27 protein-coding genes, 2 tRNA genes, 1 other RNA gene and 1 pseudogene are annotated in these 23,031 nt (G+C 68.5%); 12 read left to right on the top strand and 19 right to left on the bottom strand.

Annotated elements, in window-relative coordinates; genetic code table 11:
- Window positions 1-40 precede the first annotated feature (40 nt).
- Window positions 41-733: an alpha/beta hydrolase gene (locus tag ABXG85_RS05725; protein ID WP_353512762.1), complete on the top strand. Its 693-nt coding sequence runs from the start codon at window positions 41-43 to the stop codon at window positions 731-733.
- Between the two features lie 12 nt (window positions 734-745).
- The gene (locus tag ABXG85_RS05720; protein WP_353512761.1) at window positions 746-1,492 is read left to right on the top strand and encodes a ZIP family metal transporter; all 747 of its coding nucleotides are present in this window, start codon (window positions 746-748) and stop codon (window positions 1,490-1,492) included.
- On the opposite strand, the pseudogene ABXG85_RS05715 reads toward ABXG85_RS05720, so the two are convergent.
- The 11 genes and pseudogenes from ABXG85_RS05715 to ABXG85_RS05665 all read right to left on the bottom strand — a co-directional run.
- Window positions 1,490-2,152: pseudogene (locus ABXG85_RS05715) on the bottom strand (DNA/RNA nuclease SfsA); the annotation flags it as partial. The gene ABXG85_RS05720 and the pseudogene ABXG85_RS05715 sit on opposite strands and share 3 nt — an antisense overlap.
- 35 nt (window positions 2,153-2,187) lie before the next feature.
- Window positions 2,188-2,280: transfer RNA gene (locus ABXG85_RS05710), tRNA-Ser, on the bottom strand.
- Between the two features lie 7 nt (window positions 2,281-2,287).
- Window positions 2,288-2,378: transfer RNA gene (locus ABXG85_RS05705), tRNA-Ser, on the bottom strand.
- A 45-nt stretch (window positions 2,379-2,423) separates the two neighbouring features.
- On the bottom strand, window positions 2,424-3,317 hold the full coding sequence (locus ABXG85_RS05700; protein WP_353512760.1) for an alpha/beta hydrolase family protein: 894 nt from the start codon (window positions 3,315-3,317) through the stop codon (window positions 2,424-2,426).
- Window positions 3,314-4,354, bottom strand: a complete 1,041-nt coding sequence (locus ABXG85_RS05695; protein WP_353512759.1) for an acyltransferase family protein — start codon at window positions 4,352-4,354, stop codon at window positions 3,314-3,316. The genes ABXG85_RS05700 and ABXG85_RS05695 overlap by 4 nt, the downstream gene beginning before the upstream one ends.
- Window positions 4,351-5,769, bottom strand: coding sequence for an SWIM zinc finger family protein (locus ABXG85_RS05690; protein WP_353512758.1), 1,419 nt, complete (start codon window positions 5,767-5,769; stop codon window positions 4,351-4,353). Before ABXG85_RS05690 ends, ABXG85_RS05695 begins: the two co-directional genes overlap by 4 nt.
- Window positions 5,770-5,807: 38 nt before the next feature.
- Window positions 5,808-6,197 (bottom strand): hypothetical protein, encoded by a 390-nt coding sequence (locus ABXG85_RS05685; RefSeq protein WP_353512757.1) that lies wholly within the window; start codon window positions 6,195-6,197, stop codon window positions 5,808-5,810.
- A gap of 44 nt (window positions 6,198-6,241) precedes the next feature.
- Window positions 6,242-6,988 carry an HAD family hydrolase gene (locus tag ABXG85_RS05680; protein ID WP_353512756.1) on the bottom strand — a complete coding sequence of 249 codons (747 nt, stop codon included), beginning with the start codon at window positions 6,986-6,988 and terminating at the stop codon, window positions 6,242-6,244.
- The gene (locus ABXG85_RS05675) at window positions 6,988-7,350 is read right to left on the bottom strand and encodes a hypothetical protein (RefSeq protein ID WP_353512755.1); all 363 of its coding nucleotides are present in this window, start codon (window positions 7,348-7,350) and stop codon (window positions 6,988-6,990) included. The genes ABXG85_RS05680 and ABXG85_RS05675 overlap by 1 nt, the downstream gene beginning before the upstream one ends.
- The gene (locus ABXG85_RS05670) at window positions 7,347-7,862 is read right to left on the bottom strand and encodes an LOG family protein (RefSeq protein WP_353512754.1); all 516 of its coding nucleotides are present in this window, start codon (window positions 7,860-7,862) and stop codon (window positions 7,347-7,349) included. The genes ABXG85_RS05675 and ABXG85_RS05670 overlap by 4 nt, the downstream gene beginning before the upstream one ends.
- On the bottom strand, window positions 7,863-8,297 hold the full coding sequence (locus ABXG85_RS05665; protein WP_353512753.1) for a universal stress protein: 435 nt from the start codon (window positions 8,295-8,297) through the stop codon (window positions 7,863-7,865).
- 41 nt (window positions 8,298-8,338) lie between these two features.
- On the opposite strand from ABXG85_RS05665, the gene rlmB reads away from it, so the two are divergent.
- From rlmB to ABXG85_RS05640, 5 genes are read left to right on the top strand one after another with little or no spacing between them, the layout of a single operon-like run.
- A complete protein-coding gene (rlmB, locus tag ABXG85_RS05660; RefSeq protein WP_353512752.1) occupies window positions 8,339-9,055 on the top strand; it encodes a 23S rRNA (guanosine(2251)-2'-O)-methyltransferase RlmB in 717 nt (238 codons plus the stop codon).
- 4 nt (window positions 9,056-9,059) lie between these two features.
- On the top strand, window positions 9,060-10,133 hold the full coding sequence (locus ABXG85_RS05655) for a M20 family metallopeptidase (protein WP_353512751.1): 1,074 nt from the start codon (window positions 9,060-9,062) through the stop codon (window positions 10,131-10,133).
- Entirely contained in the window at window positions 10,115-10,351 is a 237-nt protein-coding gene (locus tag ABXG85_RS05650) for a hypothetical protein (RefSeq protein ID WP_353512750.1), read from the top strand. The genes ABXG85_RS05655 and ABXG85_RS05650 overlap by 19 nt, the downstream gene beginning before the upstream one ends.
- A complete protein-coding gene (locus ABXG85_RS05645; RefSeq protein WP_353512749.1) occupies window positions 10,348-11,256 on the top strand; it encodes a glucokinase in 909 nt (302 codons plus the stop codon). The genes ABXG85_RS05650 and ABXG85_RS05645 overlap by 4 nt, the downstream gene beginning before the upstream one ends.
- Window positions 11,243-11,467, top strand: coding sequence for a DUF2905 family protein (locus tag ABXG85_RS05640; protein WP_353512748.1), 225 nt, complete (start codon window positions 11,243-11,245; stop codon window positions 11,465-11,467). The genes ABXG85_RS05645 and ABXG85_RS05640 overlap by 14 nt, the downstream gene beginning before the upstream one ends.
- A 3-nt stretch (window positions 11,468-11,470) precedes the next feature.
- Here the strand turns inward: ABXG85_RS05640 and folE are convergent, their stop codons facing one another.
- The 4 genes from folE to ABXG85_RS05620 are packed head-to-tail and all read right to left on the bottom strand — an operon-like array spanning window position 11,471 to window position 14,028.
- Window positions 11,471-12,079, bottom strand: coding sequence for a GTP cyclohydrolase I FolE (folE, locus tag ABXG85_RS05635; RefSeq protein ID WP_353512747.1), 609 nt, complete (start codon window positions 12,077-12,079; stop codon window positions 11,471-11,473).
- Window positions 12,080-12,117: 38 nt separating this feature from the next.
- On the bottom strand, window positions 12,118-12,810 hold the full coding sequence (locus ABXG85_RS05630; RefSeq protein WP_353512746.1) for a gamma carbonic anhydrase family protein: 693 nt from the start codon (window positions 12,808-12,810) through the stop codon (window positions 12,118-12,120).
- On the bottom strand, window positions 12,791-13,171 hold the full coding sequence (locus tag ABXG85_RS05625) for an NUDIX hydrolase (protein WP_353512745.1): 381 nt from the start codon (window positions 13,169-13,171) through the stop codon (window positions 12,791-12,793). Before ABXG85_RS05625 ends, ABXG85_RS05630 begins: the two co-directional genes overlap by 20 nt.
- Window positions 13,162-14,028, bottom strand: a complete 867-nt coding sequence (locus ABXG85_RS05620; protein ID WP_353512744.1) for a DUF1028 domain-containing protein — start codon at window positions 14,026-14,028, stop codon at window positions 13,162-13,164. The genes ABXG85_RS05625 and ABXG85_RS05620 overlap by 10 nt, the downstream gene beginning before the upstream one ends.
- A gap of 52 nt (window positions 14,029-14,080) precedes the next feature.
- Here ABXG85_RS05620 and typA point away from each other — a divergent pair, with 52 nt between their 5' ends.
- The gene (gene typA / locus ABXG85_RS05615; RefSeq protein WP_353512743.1) at window positions 14,081-15,844 is read left to right on the top strand and encodes a translational GTPase TypA; all 1,764 of its coding nucleotides are present in this window, start codon (window positions 14,081-14,083) and stop codon (window positions 15,842-15,844) included.
- 222 nt (window positions 15,845-16,066) lie between these two features.
- Here the strand turns inward: typA and ABXG85_RS05610 are convergent, their stop codons facing one another.
- Window positions 16,067-16,747: a hypothetical protein gene (locus ABXG85_RS05610; protein ID WP_353512742.1), complete on the bottom strand. Its 681-nt coding sequence runs from the start codon at window positions 16,745-16,747 to the stop codon at window positions 16,067-16,069.
- 53 nt (window positions 16,748-16,800) lie between these two features.
- Here ABXG85_RS05610 and ABXG85_RS05605 point away from each other — a divergent pair, with 53 nt between their 5' ends.
- Window positions 16,801-18,063 (top strand): replication-associated recombination protein A, encoded by a 1,263-nt coding sequence (locus tag ABXG85_RS05605; protein ID WP_353512741.1) that lies wholly within the window; start codon window positions 16,801-16,803, stop codon window positions 18,061-18,063.
- 13 nt (window positions 18,064-18,076) lie between these two features.
- Here ABXG85_RS05605 and ABXG85_RS05600 read toward each other — a convergent pair whose 3' ends face one another.
- Window positions 18,077-18,862 (bottom strand): carbohydrate ABC transporter permease, encoded by a 786-nt coding sequence (locus tag ABXG85_RS05600; protein ID WP_353512740.1) that lies wholly within the window; start codon window positions 18,860-18,862, stop codon window positions 18,077-18,079.
- 31 nt (window positions 18,863-18,893) lie between these two features.
- Between ABXG85_RS05600 and ABXG85_RS05595 the strand changes: the two genes are divergently transcribed.
- Window positions 18,894-20,096, top strand: a complete 1,203-nt coding sequence (locus tag ABXG85_RS05595) for a CaiB/BaiF CoA transferase family protein (protein WP_353512739.1) — start codon at window positions 18,894-18,896, stop codon at window positions 20,094-20,096.
- 94 nt (window positions 20,097-20,190) lie between these two features.
- On the opposite strand, the gene ffs is transcribed toward ABXG85_RS05595, so the two are convergent.
- Window positions 20,191-20,278, bottom strand: an RNA gene (gene ffs / locus ABXG85_RS05590) — signal recognition particle sRNA small type.
- Window positions 20,279-20,302: 24 nt separating this feature from the next.
- Between ffs and ABXG85_RS05585 the strand changes: the two genes are divergently transcribed.
- Window positions 20,303-21,181 (top strand): ABC transporter ATP-binding protein, encoded by an 879-nt coding sequence (locus tag ABXG85_RS05585; RefSeq protein ID WP_353512738.1) that lies wholly within the window; start codon window positions 20,303-20,305, stop codon window positions 21,179-21,181.
- A complete protein-coding gene (locus tag ABXG85_RS05580; RefSeq protein ID WP_353512737.1) occupies window positions 21,174-21,944 on the top strand; it encodes an ABC transporter permease in 771 nt (256 codons plus the stop codon). Before ABXG85_RS05585 ends, ABXG85_RS05580 begins: the two co-directional genes overlap by 8 nt.
- Here ABXG85_RS05580 and ABXG85_RS05575 read toward each other — a convergent pair.
- Window positions 21,941-23,011 carry an aminopeptidase gene (locus ABXG85_RS05575; RefSeq protein ID WP_353512736.1) on the bottom strand — a complete coding sequence of 357 codons (1,071 nt, stop codon included), beginning with the start codon at window positions 23,009-23,011 and terminating at the stop codon, window positions 21,941-21,943. The two genes, ABXG85_RS05580 and ABXG85_RS05575, sit on opposite strands and share 4 nt — an antisense overlap.
- Window positions 23,012-23,031 lie beyond the last annotated feature (20 nt).

The raw sequence follows: 23,031 nt of genomic DNA, 5'->3' as shown, positions 1-23,031 counted from the left end.
ACGCCGCTTACAAGAACGTCCAGGCGGGGTATGCTGAGGCATGCACCTCCTCCTCCTGCACGGCTTTACCTCCCACCCCGTCCTCACCCTAGGCCCCTTGCCCGGGGTGCTCCGAGAGGCAGGCTTCGCCGTGGCCCAGCCCGCCCTTCCCGGCCACGGCACCCGCCCCGAGGATCTGCTAGGGGTGCGGTGGCAGGATTGGCTCAAGGAGGCGGAGGAGGCCTACCTGGCCCTCCCGGAACCCCGGGGGGTGGTGGGGCTTTCCATGGGGGCCCTCCTCGCCGCCCACCTAGCCGCGGCCCACCCCACAGCGGCTTTGGTGGCCCTGGCCCCCGCCTTTGCCCTGCAAAACCCCTTGGCCCCCCTAGCCCCCTACCTGGCCTGGCTCGTCCCCCGCTTCCCCGGGCCCAACTCCATTGAGGACCCCCTTCTAAAGCGACAAAACCCCAACTATCCCTACTTTCCCACCCGGGCGGTGGGGGAGCTCCTTGGCCTCATGCGCCAAACCCCGAAGATCCTCCCCCGGGTTCAGGCCCCCGCCTTGGTGGTGGAGGCGGGGCGGGACCGGGTGGTCAAGGGGGTGGACCGCTATTACGCCCTTCTGGGAAGCCGGGAAAAGCGCCACCTGATCTTCCCGGAAAGCGGGCACGACCTCCTTCTGGACCGGAACCGGCAAGAGGTGGCGGAGGCGGTGCGGGATTGGCTTATTGAAACTAGTAATCGCTTGCAGTAAGCTAGGAGGGGTATGGAAGGCTTTTCCGTTTCCCCCTGGAGCGTCTTCCTCTACGCCCTCCTCACCGCCATCGCCACGGGCTTGGGCGCCTTGCCCTTCCTCTTCACCCAAAACGTCCTCAAGCGCCACCTGGGCTTGGCCAACGCCGCCGCCGCCGGGCTCATGGTGGCGGCGAGCTTCGGCCTTATCTACGAGGGGGTGGGCTATAGCCTGGGCCGCACCCTTCTGGGGGTGGCCCTGGGCCTCCTTTTCATCCAGCTTTCCCACCGCTACCTAGAGGGCCGGGAGGTGAGCTTCGGCGAGCTCAGGGGCTTGGACGCCCGCAAGGCCCTCATGATCGTGGGCATCATGACCCTTCACTCCTTCGCCGAGGGGGTGGGGGTAGGGGTGGCCTTCGGGGGCGGGGAGGCCCTTGGGGTCTTCATCACCTTGGCCATCGCCGTCCACAACATCCCCGAGGGGCTTGCCATAAGCCTGGTCCTGGTGCCGCGGGGGGTGAGCGTCTTAGGGGCCGCTTTCTGGAGCGTCTTTTCCAGCTTGCCCCAGCCCCTCATGGCCGTGCCCGCCTTTCTCCTGGTGGAGGCCTTCCGGCCCATCCTCCCCGTGGGCCTGGGCTTCGCCGCCGGGGCCATGATCTGGATGGCGGTGGCCGAGCTCCTGCCCGACGCCCTCAAGGAGGCGGAGGCCGAGGGGGTAGCCACGGTCCTCACGGTGGCCGCGGCCCTCATGGTGGCCTTCCAAATTCTCTTGGGAGGCTAGCCAAACCCAAGGGAGTTCGCCTTCCAACACCAAGGCCGCCAAGGTGGGCCGCACCCGGTAGGCCTTCAGGACTACTCCTGCCTCCAGGGCCTCCCGGGCCGCCCGGTGGAGGGGAGCATCGGTGGGGTCTAGAGCGAAGGCCTCCGCCAGGGGGTGTTGCACGAACCAAAGGGCGTAAGCCCCCTTCCCCTCCCGCGCCAAGGCAGCGAGGAGCCGGAGGTGCCGCGCCCCCCGGGCGGTGGGGGCATCGGGAAAGAGGGCGAGGCCTCCCGTCACCCGGTTGCAGTTCTTGGCCTCCAAATAGGCCTCCTTCCCCCCGAGCCGGGCAAAGAAGTCCAGCCTTTCCCCGCCCACCGCCACCTCCCGCCGCAGGCCTTCCCAAGGGCCTAGGTGCCCAGACCGCAAAAGGAGTTCCAAAAGGCGGCCGGCAAGGCTCGCATCCACCCCCACCAAAACCCCTTCCGACGCCACCAGGACCATTCGGCCCCGGGTCTTGGGGGTGGGCTTGGGGTGGTAGAAGCAGGAAGCGCCGGGCCGCAAAAGCTCCCCCATCCGGCCGGAGTTGGGAAGGTGCAAGGGCCCCACGTCCGCCTCCACCAGGAAGCGGTTTTTCCGCCTATAGAAGCGGCAAGGCTTTAGGGGCGGCAGGGGAAGGAGCATAAAGGGCTAAGCCCGGCCTTTGGGCCGGGCCGGCTTGGCGGAGAGGGCGGGATTCGAACCCGCGGCACCGGTTTTCCCGGTGCAACACCTTAGCAGGGTGCCGCCTTCGACCACTCGGCCACCTCTCCACGCCTTTGGCGGAGGGTGAGGGATTCGAACCCCCGGTGAGCCCAAGGCCCACAGCGGTTTTCAAGACCGCCGCCTTCAACCGCTCGGCCAACCCTCCAAGGTCTGGCCGCAAGCCTTACTATGCGGCAAAGCCCCCCGCCTGTCAAGGCCGAAGCCAGGCCAAAAGAAACCGCTCCACCAAGGCCTCCATGGCCGGCACCACCGCATGGTGAAGGTCGGGAAAGAGGACCAGGTGGTCCTCCGAGGGGGGACCAAACCCCGTGGGCCTAAGGCAGGCCCGGCCCCGGGTGAGGGGACCCGTCCACGGGGCCTCCTCCCGGGTGAGGGCCACCTGGTACACCCTCCGCCCCACCCCCTCCCGCACGTCCCGGAGGCGGCAGGCCTGGGTGGGAGGAATGAGAGGGTCGTTGCCCGCTTGGAGGATGAGGAGGGGGGCTTTTAGGCGCGCCGCCTCCGGCAGGGGGCTTTGCCGGTCGTAGCAGGCGGGGCAATCCTCCGGAAGGCCGCCAAAGACCTCCCGCCAGCGCCCTAAGGCCTCCGGACGGGTTCGCCGCAGGAGGGCCACCTGCTCGGCGAAGTCCACGGGGCCGATGACGAAGGCCACCCCCCTGGAGGCCCCTTCCCGGGCCGCCGCCCTCAGGGCCACGCAGGCCCCGAGGGAGTAGCCCGCATAGGCATGCCGCCGCACCCCAAGCCGGGGGAGGAGGCGGGCCAGGTGGGCCAGGTCCTCCGCCTCGGCCAGGCAGCCCGTGATCTTGCCCCCGCTCCTTCCCCGCCCCCTTAGGTGGGGCACCAGGGCAAGGAGGCCCTTTTCCGCATAGCGGCGGCACCGCGCCTCCATGCCCGGGGTGGGAGGACCAAACCCCCCAGGCACCAGGAGCACCGCCCCCTCCGCCACCCCTTGGGGGCGGCAGAGGAGGGCGTAGAGGGAGACGCCCTCCCGCAAGTAGCGGAGGCCATCACCCTCGAGGCGGAAACCCTCGGGGGAGGGCCTGGCCAAAAGCCCGAGGAGGAAAAAGACCCAAATCGCCCTCATCGCCCAAAGACCACAGGGGACACCCCCGCCCGGGCCAGGAGGCGGGCGAGGAGGAGGGGGAGGGCCAGGGCAAGGAGGAGGTAGATGAGGAAGGCGGGTTTGAAGCCCAGGGGCTCAGGGAAGGCGGGGTACTTTTCCAGAAGCCGCACCACCATGGGGTGGACCAGGTAGACCTGCAGGGAGTAGCGGCCCAGGAAGGCCAAGGGGGCCCTAAGGGGGCTTTGGGCCAGGCGGTGGGCCAGGACGAGGAGGAGGAAGGCCACCCCCGTGGTGTAGGCCCAGTGGAAGGCCTGGTAGGCGAAGGTGTTCACGGGAAGCCCCTGGAGGACCTTAAGGGCCAGGGGCAGGTAGCCCCAAAGCCCCATCCCCGCCAAGAGGAGAAAGAGGGGCCAAAGCCGGAGAAGGCGGGGAAGGCGGTCCAGGTGGGCGGCGAGGTAAAGCCCAAGGAGGATGGCCGGGGTGTACCAAAGGACGAAGCTTCCCGGGTAAGGCAGGAAGCGGTAGTGCCGGTTCAGGAAGTAGACGAGGAGGGTAAGCCCTAAGGCCAGGGCGAGGAACAGAAGGCCCGGGGGGCGCCTCCGGAGGAGGGGAAGGAAAAGGGGAAGGAGCAGGGTGAGCTGGAGGGCCACCGCCAGGAAGTAGAGGTGAAAGTAGGCTTTGCCCCAAAGGAGCTGGTGGAGGAGCCGCTCCGGCTGGAACGCCCCCGCATCCCAGTAGCGGAAGAGGAGGTAGACCCCGCTCCAGAGGAGGTAGGGCCAAAGGAGGCGCAGGGCACGGTTTCTCCCGTAACGCCCCAGGCGGAAATCCCGAAGCAGCCCCGCCCCCAGGACCAAGGCGGTCATGAAGAGGAAGGCGGGCACGGCGAAGTGGAGGGTGCGGTTTGCCGCCGCCAGGAGGAGCCACTCCGGGCTCCCCGGGGAGAGCTCGCGCAGGAAGCGGCCGGTGACGTGGTGGAGGACCACCTCCAGGATGGCAAGCCCCCGGAAGACCTCCACCCAAGGGAAGCGCTCCACCCGCCCATTCTCCCAAGGCTTCATGAGCCTTGCCCGAGAAGGGGGGTCAGAGCCTCCCTCAGGGCAAAGCGGCGGGGGTAGGCCCGGAGGAGGGCCAAGGCCGCCTCCTCCGCCCCCTTGGGGTCCAGGCGGGCTGCCCGCCGCAAAAGCCGCGCCGCCTCCTCGTAGCGGGCCCTCCCCCCTGCCTCCGCCAAGCGCCAGGCGGCCTCCCGGTAGAGGCGAAAGGCCTCCTCGGGAAGCCTTTCCTCCAGAAGCTCGGCCAAGGCGGGGTAGCGTTCCGGAGGGGCCCGCTTCAGGAGGCGCTCCAAGCCCTTCCAGTCCTCCTCCAGAAGGTAGATCTGGGCGAGGAGGGTGGGGTCTTGAACCTGACGCAGAAGCCGCGCCCTCTCCTCGGCAAAACCTCGGCCTAGCTTGGCCTTGAGGGCCAGGTAGTCCTCGAGGTTCGGCCTTATGGCGAAGCGGGCCCGATGGTCCTCCACCCGGCCCCGGTGGGCCACCAGGAGGTCCAGCAGGGGCAGAAGCCTCGGATCCCGGCCGAACCAGGCCAGAGCCTCCTCGGCGTAGAAGAGGGCCTCCTCCAGGCGGCCCAGGGCCAAAAGGCGCGCCACCAGCTGGAGGTAGTCCTCCACCCCCTCCAGGCCCTCCCTCAGGGCGGCGAGGCCCTCCTCCTCCCGGCCCAGGCGGAAGAGGAGCTCGGCCCTAAGCGCCCGCTTTAGGCCCGAGGGGTCCTGCCCCTTGAGGAGGGAAAGCGCCTCCTCCGGCGCTCCCTTCGCCGCCTCCAAGAAGGCCTCCCCCAAGGCCTCCGAGGGGTAGCGCAGGTAAAGCCCCAGGAGGAACCGAAGGCGGGGCGAAAGGGCCTGGTAGCGGGCCAGGGCCTGCCGCAGGTAGGGCTCGGGGTCAAAGGGGGCCTGGACCAGGGCCTCCAAAAAGGCCTCCACCTCCTCCCTCCCCGCCTCCTCCAGCCTTAAGAGGAGGGCCTCCACCTCCTCTTCCCCCTCCCCCAGGCGGAAGGCCTGGCGCAGGCGCCGCACCCCTTCCCGGAAAGCCTCCTCGGGGGCCAGGACCTCCTTGAGGCGGAAGGCCACCTCGGGTACCCGGGCCAGGCGAAGGAGAAGCGCCTTGGCCTCCTCGGGGGGGAGGGCCTCGAGGCGGGCCCGAAGGTCCTCAGGCTGCCGCTCCAGGTAGGCGTAAAGAAGTGCGGCGGCGTGCTTGCAGGGGAAGTCCGGGTAAGGGCACTCGCACCGGCCCGAAAGGCCCGGCCCCACCTCCACCCGGTAGGGCAGAGGCGCCGAACCCTGTACCTCGCCGAAAAGCCGCTCCCCTACCCGGAAAACCCGCCGAACCCGCCCCTCCCGGGCATAGGCCAGGCCCCGGCGCAGGAGCTCCTCGGGGAAGAAGGGGGCGAAGTCCTCCTCGCCTTGGGGAGGAAAGGGCCGCACCCTCCCAGTTTAGGGGGGGACCCAGGTGGCAGGCCACGCTAGAGCCGGAAGAAGGGCCGAAACCAGGGAATGGAAAGGAGTAGGGCGAGGAGGGCAAGGCCGAAGAGGAGCCGGGCCCTAGGCTTCCCCTTCCGCGCCCGGGCCAGCCCGGCGTGGGCGAGCCCCAGGGCCACAAGCCCCCCCACCCAGTGCTCCGCCACGAAGTAGCGGGCCTCTCCCCCCGCCTCCATCGCCGCGGGCAGGTTGGCCAGGGCCCCCTGGAAAAGGGGGCTTGCAAAGGCCAACGCCACCCCCAAGACCACCTGCAGGGTGAGGGCGTGGGCAAAAAAGGCCCCCAAGCGGGGCTCGGGCCGGAGGAGGGCAAAGAGGCCTAAAAGGAGGACCAACCAACGCACCCAACTATGGAGGAAAAGGAGCGCCTCGTGCATGGGGGGAGTCTACCGGAAAGGAAACGGGTCGCCCGTGAAGCGCCTCACGAAAGGAGGGCCAGGGCCTCCCTTAGGTCCTTCACCTGCAGGTGGGCGGGGTAGCGGGGGTCGGGCAAGCGGTGGCCCCGGTCCACGAAGACCGCCGTGAGCCCCGCCGCCAAGGCCCCCTGGATGTCCCGCTCGGGGTTGTCCCCCACCATCACCGCCGCCTCGGGGGGGAGGCCGAAGGCGCATAGGGCCATGCGGAAAAGCCGGGGGTCGGGCTTGCCCCACCCCACCTCCCCCGAGACCAGGGTGAGGTCAAAGGCCGCCTCCAGCCCGGCGCCCACGAGCTTCTCCCGCTGCAGGTCAGGGACCCCGTTGGTGAGGAGGACGAGGAAGGCCCCCTGCGCCCGCAGGGCCTTAAGGAACTCCGGCACCTCGGGGAACAGGGGGTAGCGGCGTCGCCTCTGGAAGAAGGCCTCCGCCAGCTCCCGAGCCCTTTCCCTAGGCCCCCCCAGGGCGGCCAAGGCCTCGCGGAAGACCCGCTCGCGAAAGGGCCAGGCCCAGGCGGCCCAGGCCTCGAGGCCCGGGGTGGTGTAGCCCGCCCAAAGGGCCTCTAAGGCCGAGTGGCCGATCCTTTCCGCCCAGGGGTAAAAGGGAGCCTCCCGGAATAGGGCCTCGGCCCGCGCCTTCACCGCCGGGTAAAGCCCCTCTACCCCCACCTCCCTCCCCAAGGCCTCCAGTACCTCCCGGGTCACCCCGTGGTCCACGAGGAGGGTGTCGTCTAGGTCCAAAAGCCAAAGCCGCATCACCCCTCCCGCACCACCACCGGGTTCTCCCCGGGGTCAAAGAGGAGGAGGTGGTCCCCCGCCTCCCGGTAGGCCAGGCCGTACTTGGCCAGGCGGAGCCGCTCGTGGGCGAGGCTCTCCACCAGGAAGACGAGCCGCCCCTCCTCGAGGCGGAGCCGGGCAAAGCCCTGCCCCTCGGGCCTGGGCCGGCTCGGTCCCCGCTCCACCCCGCCTTTCCCCAGCCGGAGGAGGAGAAGAGGCCCCTCCCCCGGCACCAATAAGGCCTCGTGGGGAACGAGCTCCTCCAGGGCCAGGCCCAAGGCCTGGTAGAAGCTCGCCCCCTGGCCCAGGTCGGGCACATAAACCACCAGGGTTTCGCTCATAGGCTCCTCAGGAAGCGGCGCAGGTCCTCCTCGCCCGCCACCACCCGCAAGAGGGCGAGGTCCTCGGGGGCGATCTCCCCGTGGGCTTTGAGGAGATCGAGCCAGTAGGGGTCCACCGCCAAGGGCCGCCCCAAGCCCCGCCGCAGGTAGAGGAGGTTCCAGGCCAGAACCAGCTCCGCCAGGGTGCCCACCCCGCCGGGCAGGGCCAGGTACCCCGCCCCCAGGTCCAAAAGCCGGCCGATGCGCTCGGGAAGGCTACTGGCCGGAAGCTCCAGGTCCACGTGGGCGTTGGGGCCTTTCCGCTCCGGGAAAAGGCCCGGGGCCGTAACCCCTACCACCAACCCCCCCTTGGCCTTCACCCCTCGGGCCAGGGCCTCCATCCCCCCTTGGTACCCGCCACAGGCCAGGCCAAAGCCCTCCTCGGCCAGCACCTCCCCGTAGCGCACGAGCCTGGGGTAAAGGGGGTCCTTTGGGGAAAGCCTGGAGGAGACGAAGACGGAAACGAGGCGCATCTAGCGGCAGCGCACCACCAGGACCGGCACGGAAACCCGGTGGAGCACCCCCTCGGTCACCGAGCCCAAAAGGAGCTTGTCCAGCCCCGTGCGCCCGTGGGTGCCCATGACCACGAGGTCAAACCCCTTGGCCGCCTCCACGATGGTGGGGATGGGGGTACCCTCCTTCACCTCCCCCGTGGCCTCCACCCCCTTCTCCTTGGCCAGGGCCAGGGCCTTCCCGATGGCCTCCTCCCCCGCCTTCTTCAGGTCCTCCAGGAGCTCGAGGCCGTAGGGAACGCTCTCGGGGGCGATCCAGATGGCCTGGGCGGGGTTTTCCAGGACGTAGAGAAAGTGCACCTTGGCCCCCAGGGCCTTGGCCAGGGAAAGGCCATGCTCCAGGGCCTGGAAACTGCAGGGGCTCCCGTCCGTGGGCATAAGGATGGTCCGGTACATAAGGCCTCCTTCCCCCTCATCATACGGCGTAGACTCGGGCCATGTGGATCTACGGGAGAAACCCGGTCCTCGAGGCCATCCGGGAAGGCCGCGCCCGCAGGGTCCTGGTGGCGAGGGGCGTGGAGGCCTGGCTCCTACGGGAACTGGAGCGGCTCGGGGCCCCCTTTGAGCTCGTCCCCCGAATAGAGCTCGATACCCTCCTCCGCACCACCCACCACCAGGGCCTGGCGGCGGAGGTGGAGGCGCCCACCTACGCCACCCTGGAAGACGCCTGGCGCCTGGCCGAAGCCCGGGGCGAACCCCCCCTTCTCGTGGTCCTGGACGGGATCACCGACCCCAGGAACTACGGGGCCATGATCCGGAGCGCCCTGGCCCTGGGGGCCCACGGGGTGGTTTCCGAGGAGCGGCGGGCAGCCCCCCTTTCCCCCTTAGCCCTCAAGGCCAGCGCTGGGGCCGCCCTCAAGCTTCCTGTCATCAAGGTGAAAAACCTCCCCCGCACCCTGAAGGAACTCAAGGAAAGGGGGCTTTGGGTCTACGGGTTGGACGTGCGGGGGGAGAAGACCCCCCCAGAACTGGATTTCCAAAGGCCCTTGGCCTTGGTGGTGGGCTCGGAGGGGGAAGGGATGCGGCGGCTGGTGCGGGAGTCCTGCGACGAGCTCTTCCGCATCCCCATCCGGCCCGAGGCGGAGTCCTTGAACGCCTCCGTGGCCCTGGGCATCGCCCTCTACCAGGCGAGGCTTTCCCGGGGTGTAGGATAGGGGCGTGGACTGGGTGAAGCTCCTTTCCCGCCTCGTCCAGGCGGAAAGCCTTCCGGGGAAGGAAGAGGAGGTGGCGGGGCTACTCCTGGAAGCCCTAAAGGCCTTGGGCCTCCCCGCCACCTTGGACGAGGCGGGGAACGTGGAGGCCCTTTTGGGGGAGGAGGAGCCCGAGGTGGTCCTCACCGGGCATATGGACGTGGTGCCCGTGGGGGACCCCGCCCACTGGCCCCACCCCCAAGGGGCGGTGGTGGGCGAGCGGCTCTACGGCCGGGGAGCGGTGGACATGAAAGGCGCCCTGGTGGCCATGCTCCTGGCCTTGGAGGCGCTTTCCAGGACCCCCCTCCGGGGCCGGGTGCGCTTCCTGGCGGTGGTACAGGAGGAGGTGGGGGGCTTGGGAAGCCGCTACGCCGCCCTGCGGCTTAGCCCCTTGGCCTTCATCCTGGGGGAACCCTCGGGGGGAAGGCTCATGCGGGGGCACCGGGGCCGGGCCGAGGTCTGGGCGGACTTTGAAGGGGAAGAGGCCCATGCCGCCCTGGCCTCCGGGGAAAACCCCCTTTACGACCTTGCCGAGTACCTCCTCGCCCTAAAGGAACTCCCCTTACCCTCCGGCCTCAAGCTCACCCCCACCCGGGTGGACACCTACCCCGGGGCCACCAACCAGACCCCCGGGGTGGTGCGGCTTTACCTGGACGTGCGCTACGAGCCCGAGGCGGACCCGGAGGGGCTTTTGGACCGCCTAAGGGCCTTGGGAAGCGCCTCGGTGTACATCCCCGAGGAGGAGCGGGCCTCGGGGGAGGTACGGATGGCCATCCCCGCCCTCTGGCCCCCCTACCGCCTGCCGGAGGACCACCCCCTCCTCCAGGCCGCCCTAAAGGCCCTGGGCCAAGAAAGGGCGGGCCTTTGGCCCTTCACCACCGACGCCCCCTACCTGGGCGCCAAGGCTCCGGTCCTGGGCCTGGGCCCAGGGGACCCCGCCTTAGCCCACACCCCCAAGGAGCACATCCTCCTATCCCAGGTGGAGGCCGCCGCCCAAGCCTACACCCGCTTAGTGGAGGCCCTATGGAACGCCGCACGGTAGCCGGAACCCCATACGCCAAGCTCCTCACCGCCCCCCGCCCGGTGGCGGAGGGGCTGAAGGCCCGCCTCGAGGTCCGGGGCATCCCCGTCTTCCTGGAAACCCCCTTCGCCGGCCTCCCCGAGGCCGCCTTGGGCACCTACATGGGGGACGTGGCCCTCTTCGTGCCCGAGGCCCTCTGGGGCGAAGCCGAGGCCGTCTTGGCGGAGGAGGCGCCATGAGGGTGGTGGGCCTGGACCTCGGGGGGACCAAGATCGCCGCCGGGGTGTTTGACGGGGAAAAGCTCCTTTCCAAGGTGGTCCTCCCCACCCCCAAGGAGGGGGGGATGGCGGTGGTGCGGGCCCTGGCGGAGGCGGCCCACAAGGCGGAGGAGGAAGCGGGGGGGGAAGGGGTGGCCATCGGCCTTGGCACCCCAGGGCCTTTGGACTTCCGCAAAGGGGTGATCCGCTTCACCCCCAACATCCCCGGCCTCGTGGACTTCCCCATCCGGGACCTTCTGCAAGAGGCCACGGGCAAGCCCGTCTACTTGGAAAACGACGCCAACGCCGCCGCCTTGGCCGAGCACCACCTGGGGGCGGCCCGAGGGGAAACGAGCTCCCTCTACCTCACGGTTTCCACCGGCGTCGGGGGCGGGGTGGTCCTTGGGGGCCGGGTGCTCCGGGGGGAAAGGGGCCAAGGCGGGGAGCTAGGCCACATGACCCTCCTCCCCGGGGGACCCATGTGCGGCTGCGGGCTGGAAGGGTGTTTGGAGGCCCTGGCCGCCGGTCGGGCCCTGGAACGGGAAGCGGGCTACGCTTACCACCGCTCTGTCAGCAACCAAGAGCTTTTCGCCCTCTTTCAAGAAGGCGACCCCAAGGCCAAGCGCATCCTCCTCCAGGCGGCCCATTACGTGGGCCTGGGCCTCGCCAGCCTGGTCAAGGCCTTTGACCCGGGAGCGGTGGTGGTGGGCGGGGGGCTCGCCCTAAACGCCCCAGAGGGCTACTGGGAAGCCCTGCACGCCGCCTACCGCCATTACCTAGCGGGCTGGGAGGTACCCCCTTTGCGCAAGGCCGAGCTTGGAGGGGACGCTGGGCTTTTGGGGGCCGCCCTCACCGCCTACCTGGAGGTGCGGGATGGAACTGGGTAAAGCGCTCCTTTACCTTGGGCTCTTCCTTGCGGCCTTGGGGCTCCTTCTCCTCTACTTCCCCAAGCTCTTCGCCTGGTTCGGCCACCTGCCGGGGGACATCCGCATAGAGCGGGAGGGCTTACGGGTATACATCCCCCTCACCTCGGCCCTCCTTCTTTCCCTTCTCCTCACCCTCCTCCTCAACCTCCTGGGGCATTTTTGGCGGCGCTAGCCCCTAGCGCAGGTGGCTCAAGAACTCCTCCCGCGTCTTCTGGCTTTCCCGGAAAGCCCCCAGCATAGCGCTGGTAACGGTGCGGGAGTGCTGCTTCTCCACCCCCCGCATCATCATGCAGAGGTGGACCCCCTCCACCACCACCCCCACCCCTTGGGGCTCCAATATCTCCTGGATGGCCTCGGCGATCTGGACCGCCAAGCGCTCTTGCACCTGGAGGCGACGGGCGAAGAGGTCCACGATGCGGGCGAACTTGGAAAGGCCCAGGATCTTGCCGTTCGGGATGTAGCCGATGTGCACCTGGCCGAAGAAGGGCAGAAGGTGGTGCTCGCAAAGGGAGTAAAACTCGATGCCCTTCACCACCACCATCTCGCTCCCCTCCGCCTGGAAGACCGCCCCGTTGACGATCTCCTTAAGGTCTTGGCGGTAGCCCCGGGTGAGGAAGGCCCAGGCCTTGGCCACCCGCTCCGGTGTCTTCAAAAGCCCTTCCCGGTTGGGATCCTCCCCGATCACCTGAAGCCACTCCGAGGCCAGGACCTTAAGGCGGTCCAGGTCCAGTTCCGTTTCAAAGGAAAGGCCGGTTTCTTCAATCTCCACCATCTTGCGCTCCATGGTGCTCCCCTTTTTCCCTTCTTTTTGTGGCCCCGGGCTCACTCGGGAACGATGAGGCCCTCTTCCAGAAGGGGTATGGCAGCTTCCGGCGCCAAGGGAAAGCCCTGGGCCACCTGGCGCAGGGCCTCGAGGGCCTCCTTTTTCTGCCGCTTCAACCGCAAGTGGAGCTCGCTAAAAGGGTTGAGCGCATCCTGCCCCCTTAGGGTGAGGCGGTAGCGCCGGGGGGGGTCCACGGGGAAAAGCCCCTTGCGGTAGCGCTCGGCCAAGGCCTGGTACCGGGGGGCGTTGGTGGGGGGGTCGGCGGGGCGCACCACCCGGGCGGGGACGCCCAGGGCCAACATCCCCTCGGGCACCTCCATCCCCGGGGGCACCACCGCCCCCGCCCCCACCACGGCGTTCTTGCCGATCCTCGCCCCGTTGAGGACGATGGCCCCCATGCCGATCAAGGCCCCCTCCTCCACCACCGCCCCATGGACCACCGCCCGGTGGCCCACGGTGACGGAAGGCCCTAAGAGGCAGGGAAAGCCCGGGTCGGCGTGGAGGACAGCCCCGTCCTGGACGTTGGTTCCGGGGCCCACCACCACCCGCTCCAAATCCCCCCGCGCCACGGCGCCAAACCAGAGGGAAGCCCCCTCCCCCACCTCCACCGCCCCCACCACGTAGGCCCCGGGGGCGAGGAAGGCGGTGGGGTGGACCTTGGGAAGCTTGTCCTCAAAGCGGTAGGCGCTCAAGGGCCACCTCCAAAAGCCCCAGGTCCTCGGGGAAGGCGAGGAGGGCCCGGGCCTCCTCGGGAGCGAACCAGCCGGCCCCGGTCATGCCCGCCTCGAGCCTGGGCTCCCCCTCCCCCCGCATGAGGAACCAGTGCACCTCCCGCTCTATCCCCTTGGGGTTGACGTAGCGGGTGGGATAGAGAGGGCCTAGGACCACCGCCTGGACCCCGGTTTCCTCGTACACCTCCCGCACCGCAGCGCTTTCCAGGCTCTCCCCCATCTCTATATGCCCCTTGGGAAAGACCCAAAAGCCCATGCGGTCCCTAAGGAGAAGGACCTCCCGCTTGGCGTTGAAGACCACACCCCCGGCGCCTAGTTCCACCCGTACCTCCGTTTGAGGTGGTCCAGGGTGGCCTCGTCCACCTCGGGACCCCCTTGGTAGCGCTCTTCCAGGTTCTCCATGCCGATGAGGGCCAAAAATGCCTCCTCCGTTTCCCGGTCAAAGACCCCGTGGGCCTCCCCGGCGTAAAGGCCAAGCCCGTGGAGCACCCTCTGCACCCAGCGCACCTCCTCCTCCCGCAGGGGGCGTCTGGCCTTGGGCTTTTCAAAGAGGAGGCGGTGGAGGGAAAGAAGGCGGGCAAGCTCCTCCAGGGGCTCGGTATGGTCGTCCACCCGCAGGTCTATGTAGCGGTCCCAAAGCCCCCCGTACCCCTTCCCTTCCCCCACCACCAAAAGGGCGGCGGACTGCCGGCCCCGCTTATCCCCCCCGGCCGCCTCCCCTGCTCGTAGGGCTCCAAGAAGCCGCTCGGGAAAGGGAAGGTCCTTTTCCTGCACAAAGGTTTCCGCCATGGCCTCCACCACCTCGGGGCCCGCCAGGAGGTTGCCCTGGACGGCGAAGCCCTCCCCCACCACCCCCCCGGCCCAGGGATGGCAAAGGGAACCGGTGAAGCTTAGGGCCTCGCCCCTGGCGCTCACCAGGCCGAACTGTCGTTTTTCCAGGTGGGGATCGGTGCGGCGGAAGGCTTCCAAGACCCCTTCCGGGCTCGCCCCTTCCGCCAAGAGGGCCAGGCCCTGGGGGCCAAAGCGGGGGTTGGCGTAGGACTGGGTGGCGACGGCCCCCACCTTGGCCCTGGCGAAGGGCACCACCGCCCCCACCGCCAGGAACTTGCTGGCCACGGCCACGCCCAGATCCCCGGTTTCGGGGTCCCGGGCCACCAGGGAGAAGGTGGCCACCACCATGCCCTTATCCTACGCGCCTTCCCGTGGTAGAGTGGGGGGATTGGGTGCGCCCATGGAGATTAGAAACATTGCCATCATTGCCCACGTAGACCACGGCAAGACCACCTTGGTGGACGCCATGCTCCGCCAAGCCAAGGCCCTGAAGAAGGAGGAAGGGGAAAGGATCCTGGACTCCTTTGACCTGGAGAAGGAGCGGGGCATCACCATCCTGGCCAAGAACACCGCCGTGGCCTGGGGCGGGGTGAAGGTGAACATCGTGGACACCCCGGGGCATGCGGACTTCGGGGGGGAGGTGGAGCGGGCCCTTTCCCTGGTGGACGGGGTGCTCCTCTTGGTGGACGCTGCGGAAGGCCCCATGCCCCAGACCCGCTTCGTCCTGCGCAAGGCCCTCGAGGCCGGCCTCAAGCCCATCGTGGTCCTGAACAAGGTGGACAAGAAGGAGGCCCGACCCGACGAGGTCCTCAACCTCACCTTTGACCTCATGGTGGAACTGGGCGCCTCCGAGGAACAGCTGGACTTCCCCTACCTCTACGCCATCGGCCGCGAGGGGAGGGCCTGGCGGGAAGAGCCCAAGGGGGACCTAGCGGAGCTGTTCCAAACCATCCTGGACCACGTCCCCCCGCCCCGCTGGAGGGAAGGGCCTTTCCAGCTTTTGGTGGCCAACCTGGACCACTCCCCCTACCTGGGCCGGGTGGCCGTGGGCAAGGTGGCCCGGGGCCGGGTGCGCAAGGGGGAAACCGTGGCCATCCTGAAGGAAGGGGGCCAGGTCCTGGCCAAGGTGGCGGCGGTCTACACCCATCAGGGCCTGGAGCGGGTGGAGGTGGAGGAAAGCCTGCCCGGGGACATTGTGGCCCTGGCCGGGGTGGAAGGGGCGGAGATCGGGGACACCCTAGCGAGCCCCGAGGCCCCCGAGGCCCTGCCCCGCTTGGCGGTGGACGAACCCACCGTGGCCCTCACCCTCACCGCCAACACCTCCCCCTTCGCCGGGCGGGAGGGAAAGTACGTCACGGGGCAGAAGCTCAAGGAGCGGCTAGACCGGGAGCTTCGCACCAACGTGGCCCTGCAGGTTTTGGAGGTGGCCCCCGAGGTGTTTGAACTACGGGGCCGGGGGGAGCTCCACCTGGCCATCCTCCTGGAAACCATGCGCCGGGAAGGGTACGAGTTTAGCGTGGGCCAGCCCCGGGTCCTCCTGAAGGATGGCCTCGAGCCCTACGAGCTCTTGGTGGTGGAAGCCCCCAAGGACCGCTTTGGGGCGGTGATGGAAGCCCTGGGCACCCGGCGGGCGGAGATGGTCCACATGGAATCGGGCGATCGGGTGCGGGCGGAGTTCCTCCTCCCCGCCCGGGCCCTCTTCGGTTTCCGCAGCCTCTTCCTCTCCCTCACCGGGGGGGAGGGCATCCTGAGCCACACCTTCCACGGCTACGGCCCCGAGGCCGGGCCCATCCCCACCCGCACCACGGGGAGCGCCGTGGCCATGGAAGCAGGGGTGGCCACCGCCTACAGCCTCCACCGCCTGCAAGAACGGGTGCAGTTTTTCATTGAACCGGGCACCGAGGTCTACGTGGGCATGATCGTGGGGGAACACGTGCGGGAAAACGACCTGGAGGTGAACGTCACCACCGCCAAAAAGCTCACCAACATCCGGGCTGCGGGTTCCGACGAGAACATCCGCCTCATCCCCCCAAGGAAGCTCTCCTTGGAGGAAGCCTTGGAGTTCCTAGCCGAGGACGAGCTCTTGGAGGTCACCCCCAAGAGCCTCCGTTTGCGGAAAAAGGTCCTGGACCCGGCCAAGCGCAAGCGCCTGGTGGGGAAGTAAACAAAGAGGGGGCGAAGGCCCCCTCCGCCGCTTGAAGCCTCACTCTTCCTCCCGCTCCCCGTAGGTTTCCAACGCCTCCTGCCACGCTTGGCTGATCTCCTTGGCCTGCTCCATGGCTGACCTCCTTAGCCTCCAAGGTAGCCCCCAAGCGGGCAAGGCGCCTTGCGCTAAAGGCAAAACCCGTACACCCGCAAGCGGTGTAGGGGGAAGAAGGCTACACCGCTAGGTTTGCAGGAGGCTTTCCGCCTCGAGGCGGGCCAGAACCCGCTCCAGGCTCCCTCCCCGCCAGCGCTCCACGGCGTAGGCGGCCAGGGGAAACCGCTCCCGAAGCCGCTTGAGAAGCCCTGCGGCGTCCTCGGGGCGGCCTCCCTGGAGCACCAACAGATACCCCCCTTCCAGGCGGAAGGCCAAATCCCCCCGGCGAAGCTCCCGCACCAAGCGCTCAGAGGGCAGGGGGGCCGAGAAGTAGACCAGAACCAGCTCCCGCCGCAAGGCGAGCCCTTCCAAGGCCCCGGCCAGGCGCCGGAGGTCCTCCCGCGTCCCCACCCCCTCTAAGGCGGGCAGCAAAGGGGCCTCCCGCCCCGTGCCCAGGAAGAAGGCCACCCCCAAGGCCATAGCCCCCAAGACCCCCGCCAAGGCGGTGTAGGCCGACCCCTCCTGCCCGGTGAAGGCCAAGGCGCTTTCCCAGGCCAGCTGGAAGGCCAAGAGCCCCAACCCCAGCACCCAGGCGAACTGCACCCGGAAACCCACGGGGAAGCGGGAGTAAAGGCTCGCCACCGCCGCCAAAAGGAGCCCCGCCAGGAAAAGCCCCAAGCCCCTATCCACCTGGCCCAAGAGCTCCCCCTGGAGGGGCAGAAGGCCCAGGAGGAAGAGAAGCCAAGGGAGCAAAAAAAGCCAGCGCATGTTTCTTTCCAAGGCTACCACACACCCCCTTACCCCCGCCTTACCATGGAAGGGTGGAGCCTTTGGCGGAGCGCCTCAGGCCGAGGAGCCTGGAGGAGGTCTTGGGCCAGCCCCACCTCACGGGGGAGCGGGGCCTTTTGCGGCGTATGCTGGCGGAAAAGCGCCTAAGCTCCATGGTCCTCTTCGGCCCCCCAGGCACGGGTAAGACCACCTTGGCCCGCCTCCTGGCGGAGGGGACGGGCCAGCCCTTTCTCCGGCTCTCCGCGGTGGAGGCGGGGCTTAAAGAGGTGCGGCGGGCTTTGGAACGGGCGCGGGAAGAAGGGGGGCTCCTGCTTTTTTTGGATGAAATCCACCGCTTCAACAAGGCCCAGCAGGACGCCTTCCTCCCCCATCTGGAGTCCGGCCTCCTCACCCTCATCGGGGCCACGGCGGAAAACCCCGCCTTCTTCCTCACCCCCGCCCTGCGCTCCCGCCTCCGCCTCCTCCCCGTGCGCCCCCTTTCCGAGGAGGACCTCCTCACCCTCCTGAAGCGGGCCCTCACCGACCCCCGGGGCCTCCCCGGCACCCCTTTCGAGGAAGCGGCCTTAAGGCTCCTGGCCCAGGCGGCAGGGGGGGACGCCCGCTTCGCCCTGAACACCTTAGAGCTCGCCGCCGCCTTCGGCGAGGTGAGCCAGGAAAGCGTGCGGGAGGCCCTGGGGGCGGAGCGCTTCGCCATGGACCGCCAAGGGGACCACTTCTACGACCTCACCTCCGCCCTGCACAAAAGCCTTAGGGGTTGCCACGTGGACGCCGCCCTCTACTACCTGGCAAGGCTCCTAAAAGGGGGCGCAGACCCCCGCTACGTGGCCCGTCGCCTCATCCGGGTGGCGGTGGAGGACGTGGGCCTAGCCGATCCCTTGGCCCTTCGCCTGGCGGTGGCGGCCCTAGAGGCCTACGAGGCCTTGGGAAGCCCAGAAGGGGAGCTCGCCTTGGTGGAGGCGGCGGTCTACCTGGCCCTGGCCCCCAAGTCCAATAGCCTCTATACCGCCTGGCAACGGGCAGAGGCGGCGGTGCAGGCCCACCCCCAAGCCCCCGTGCCCCTAAACCTGAGGAACGCCCCCACCGCCTTGGCCCGGTCCCAGGGCCACGGCCGGGGGTACGCCTACTACCACGAGAACCCGGAGGGGAGCTTCGCCCAGCGCTACCTGCCCGAGGGCCTCGAGGACCTCCTTCTCTTTGAGGCCACGGGGGAGGGTTGGGAAGAACGGGTGCGGGAGCGGCTAAAGGCCCTCAGGGCCCGCTTTGAAAGCGCAGGCCAAAGGCGAGGGAAGAGCTAGTCCCAAAGGCCCCTCAGCCCTTCAGCCCCTCCTCAAAGGTGGCCACCACCCGCCGCTCAAAGAGGAGGTAGAGGAGGGCGATGGGCAGGACGCTCAAAAGCGCCGCCGCCGAGAGGAGGCCCCAGTCCGTGGGGTACTTGCGTTGTAGGTCCGTGAGCCAGGTCTGGAGGGTCCAAAGCCTGGGGTCGGAAACCACCACCCTGGGGTAAAGGACCAGGTTCCAGTGGGCGGCGAAGGCGAGCACCCCCGCCGCCACCAAGGTGGGCCGGGCCAAGGGGAAGAGGATGTGGAAGAGGAGCACCCGGTGCCCGGCCCCATCCAGCCTGGCCGCCTCCAAAAGCTCCTCCGGCACCCCCCGCATGGCCTGGTAGACCAGGTAGATGACAAAAGGACTAGCGGCGAAGGGAAGGACCAGGGCAAAAAGGGTGTCCAGGAGGCCAAGCCCCTGGAGGACGCCGTACAGGGGGACCAGAAGGAGCTCCGCTGGCACCGCCATGAGGAAAAGGTAAAAGGGCAAAAGCCCAAGCCCCGCCCGGAGGGCGTAAGCGGCCAAAAGGGCGGTGAGGAGTTGCAGGGCCACCACGCCCGAAGAAAGGCCCAGGGAGAAGAGAAGCCGGTCCCAGAAACCCTCCTTGGCCAGGGCGCGGACGTTTTCCAGGCTGAAGCCCACCCGGGAGAAAAGCTCCCCCGAGTACACCGCCTCCTTGGGCATGAAGGCGGCGTAGGCCATCCAGAGGAAGGGCAGGGCGATGAAAAGGAGCACGGCAAAAACGAAGAGGTGCCTGAGGAAGCGGCCCACGCTCTCACTATACCGGGTTAGGATAGCCGCCATGGGGCCGCTTTCCGGCGTTAGGGTGCTGGACCTCTCCCGCGTGCTGGCGGGGCCGCTTTGCACCATGATCCTGGCCGATCTGGGGGCGGAGGTCATCAAGGTGGAACCCCCCTGGGGGGACGAGACCCGCAGCTGGGGCCCCCCCTTCGCTGAGGGGGAAAGCGCCTACTTCCTCTCCGTGAACCGGGGCAAGAAGAGCGTGGCCCTGGACCTCAAGCAAGGGGAAGGCCAGGAGGCGGTGCGGCGCCTGGCCAGGCGGGCGGATGTGCTGGTGGAAAACTTCAAGACAGGGGACCTCGCCCGCTACGGCCTAGACTACGAAAGCCTCAAGGCCCTGAACCCCAGGCTCGTCTACCTCTCCCTCACCGGTTTCGGCCACACCGGGCCCCGGGCCAAGGAACCCGGCTACGACGCCGCCCTCCAGGGCTACACCGGCATCATGTCCGTCACCGGGGAGCCCCAAGGCCCCCCCATGAAGGTGGGGGTGGCCTGGATTGACGTGATGACGGGGATGATGGGAGCGGTGGCCGTGCTCGCCGCCCTTTGGGAGAGGGAGCGAAGCGGCCTGGGCCAGCACATCGACCTCTCCCTCTTTGACGTGGGCCTCTTCGCCCTGGCGAACCTCGGGGAAAGCTACCTCCTCACGGGAAGACCCCCTGGCAGGCTCGGCAACGCCCACGCCCAGATCGTCCCCTACGGGGCCTTCCCGGCGGAGGACGGCTGGCTTGTGCTCGCCGTGGGAAACGACGAGCAGTTCCAAAGGCTTTGCCAGGTCCTGGGGCTTCCCCAGTTGGCGGCGCGCTTCCCCACCAACCCAAGCCGGGTGGAGGAGCGGGAGGAGGTGGAAAGGGCCATCGCCCAAAGGCTCCGCACCCGCCCCCGGGCCTACTGGCTGGAGCAGCTCAGAGCAGCGGGGGTCCCCGCCGCCCCGGTGAACGATCTGGCCGAAGCCTTCCAGGACCCCCAGGCCTGGGTGCGGGAAGCGGTCTGGACCCTGGACCACCCCCTCGTGGGAAGGCTTCCTACCCTGGCCAACCCCTTGCGCTTCCTCTCCCGCACCCCCGCCAGGCCCTCCACGCCCCCGCCCCTTTTGGGAGAGCACACGGAGGCCATTCTCCTGGAAGCGGGGTACACCCCGGAAGAGGTCTTCGCCCTTGTGGAAAAGGGGGTAGCGCGGACCGGCCCCAAACGCAAGGGATGAACAAAAGCGCCCTTCTGGAGGGCGCAAAGGACGACCAAACCCATAGCCAAGGGCGTTGAGGACTTGTGGATAACCCTGTGGATAAGCCGCCCCCGGCTACCCAGCGGCGCCCGGACCTGGGCGCTTAGGGCTGCTTCCTTCCGGACCTGACCCGGTTCACGCCCGGCCCGCCGCGCTGGACCGGGGGCTTGAGTAGTATAGCACCCATGGAAGCCCTGAGGCTAGAGGGCGTGGGCAAGCGGTATGGCCGCAAGCCCGTCTTGGAAAGGGTGAGCCTGACGGTGGCCCCGGGGGAGGTCTACGCCCTGGCCGGCCCCAACGGCTCGGGCAAGACCACCCTGATCCGCCTGGTGACGGGCCTGGCCTTCCCCACGGAAGGAAGGGCCCTCCTCCTGGGGGAGGACGTGCACAAGAATCCTGCTGCCCGGCGCCACCTGGGGGCGGTGGTGGAGGCGCCCGCCGCCTTCTACCCCTACCTCACCGGGCGGGAAAACCTCCGCCTGCAGGCCTATTTGGCCGGGGTGAGGGAGGAAGGGCGCATCGGCGAGGTGCTGGCCCGCCTGAAACTGTTGGCGGTGGCGGACCAGAAGGTGGGAAGCTACTCCTTGGGGCAAAGGCAGCGCCTGGGCCTGGCGGCGGCCATCCTGCACCGGCCCAAGGTCTTGGTCCTGGACGAGCCCACCAGCGGCTTGGACCCGGAGGGGGTGGAGCTCGTCCACGGCCTCCTAAAGGAGCTTTCCCGGGAAGGGGTGGCGGTCCTCCTCTCCACCCACCACCTGCAGGAGGTAGGCCAGTACGCCCATAAGGTGGGGATCCTGGGCGGGGGAAGGCTTTTGGACGAGGTGGCGCTTTCCGGGCGGGAAGTCTATCGCCTCGAGGCCCACCCTCTGGAAGGGGCCTTAGCCCTCCTCAAGACCCTCCCCCAGGTGGCCCAGGTGCGGCTCCAAGGGGGTGCCATCCTCTTTGAGGGGAACCCAGAAGCGGCGCTAAAAGCCCTCCTGGAGGAGGGATACCGGGTGAAGGCCCTCCATCCCGAACGCTTCGATCTCAGGAGCTACTACCAGGAGCGGGTGAAGCATGCTTAGGCTTTTCTTCTTTGAGGTTTACAAGCTCTTCCGGTTGCGTTCCGTGGCCTTGGGGCTCTTGTTCGCCTTCCTCCTCCCCTTCCTCTGGGCCCTAGCCCCCGGGCTTAAGGAGGTCTACGGCCTGGTCCTGGCCTCGGGGTGGCAGGTGGTGTCTTTAAGCCTCCTCGCCGGCATGGAGTTCCTCTTCCCCTTCCTGGTGGTCATGGCGGCCAGCGAGTCCTTGGGGAGCGAGGTGGCCCAGGGCACGCTCAAGACCTTGCTCCTAAGACCCCTTCCCCGAAGCCTCCTCCTCCTGAGTAAGCTCCTCGCCACCCTCCTCTACCCCTTCGTCCTCCTGGCGGCAAGCTTCCTCGGAAGCCTTCTGGCGGGCCTGCCCCACGGGTTTGGCCCCTTCTTCGGCGGCACGGGCCTGGGGGAAGGGGGTTTCGCCGGCACGGGGCTCCTGGCCCCAGGGGAGGCCCTGGGGGAAGTTCTGCGGGCCCACCTCCTGGCGGGGGCGGTCCTCGTGCCCCTGGCCGCCTTGGCCCTTCTTTACGGGACCCTTTTCCTCTCCACCACGGCGAGCGCCCTGGCGGCGGTGGCCACCCTTCTCCTCATGCGCCTCCTGGTGGCCTTTCCCGCCCTAACGCCCTTCCTCCTCACCACCTATTTGGACCTCCACCTGCGACCCCAGGCGGCGGGGCTTGGGCTTTCCCTCCTTTTCATCTACACCCTGGGCTTCGCCCTCCTGGCGGCCCTCCTCTTTGAACGGAAAGACCTCTAGAGGCCCACAAAGCGCCCCTCGGCCAGGAGGGGCTCGCCGTCCAGAAGGAGCCGGCCCTCCCTCAGGGAAAGGACCAGGTCCCAGTGGAGGGCGCTTCGGTTCTTGCCGCCCGTTTCCGGGTAGCTTTGGCCCAAGGCCAGGTGCACCGTGCCCCCCATCTTCTCGTCCAGGAGGATGAGGCCCGTGGGCCGGGTGAGGCCGAAGTTGGTGCCGATGCCCACCTCCCCAAGCCGCCTCGCCCCCTCGTCCGTGGCCAGGGCGCTTTGCAGGTAGTCCTCCCCCACCTCGGCGCGGGCCTCCACCACCTCGCCCTGGGCAAAGCGGAGGTAGACCCCTTCCACCCTCCGCCCCCCCACGAAGGCCGGGAGGTTGAAGCGCACCTCGCCCTCGGCGCTATCCTCCACCGGACCCGTGAACACCTCCCCCGAGGGCATGTTCCGCCGCCCGTCGGAGTTGATCCAGACCCTCCCCGCCACGGAAAGGGAAAGGTCCGTGCCCGGGGCCAGGATGCGGAGCTCCTTCCCCTGGGAAAGCCGCGCGATCAAGCCCTCCTGGAAGCGGGAAAGGTCCCGCCAGGCGGCCACCGGGTCCTCCCGGTCCAGGAAAAGGGCCCCCTCGAGGTAGGCCCGGAACTCCCCCGTGCCCATCCCCGCCCCCACGGCGTAGCCCACGGTGGGGTAGAGGGTGAGGGTCCAACGCTTGCCAAGCCGCATCTCCTGCAAGGGCCGCCAGGCCCGCTGGTGCCTAAGGGCAAGCCCCGGGTCCAAGGAGGCCATCTCCAAGGGGTTTTCTGCGGAAAGGACCTTAAGGAACTTGTCCGCCTTCTCGTAAAGGGCCCATTCCACCTCGGGGACCCTCTCCAGCCATGCCCCCCCATGGAGGAGGAAGTCCCGCCCCTCCCCAGGGTAGGCGAGGCGGAAGAGGGGGTAGGCCCCCCGCCGGAGCAGGGCCCGCTTCAGGTGGGGAAGGAGGGGAAGGGCCGGGGTTTCCGCCTCCACCAAAACGGTCTCCCCTGGGCCCGCCTCGAGGCAGTACTCGGCCAACAGCTCGGCAAAACGCGCTTCCACCCTGTTATCATAGGGCCAAG

This window comes from Thermus sp. LT1-2-5, assembly GCF_040363165.1.
Classification (GTDB): domain Bacteria; phylum Deinococcota; class Deinococci; order Deinococcales; family Thermaceae; genus Thermus.
This window is presented reverse-complemented; position numbering and strand designations above follow the sequence as displayed.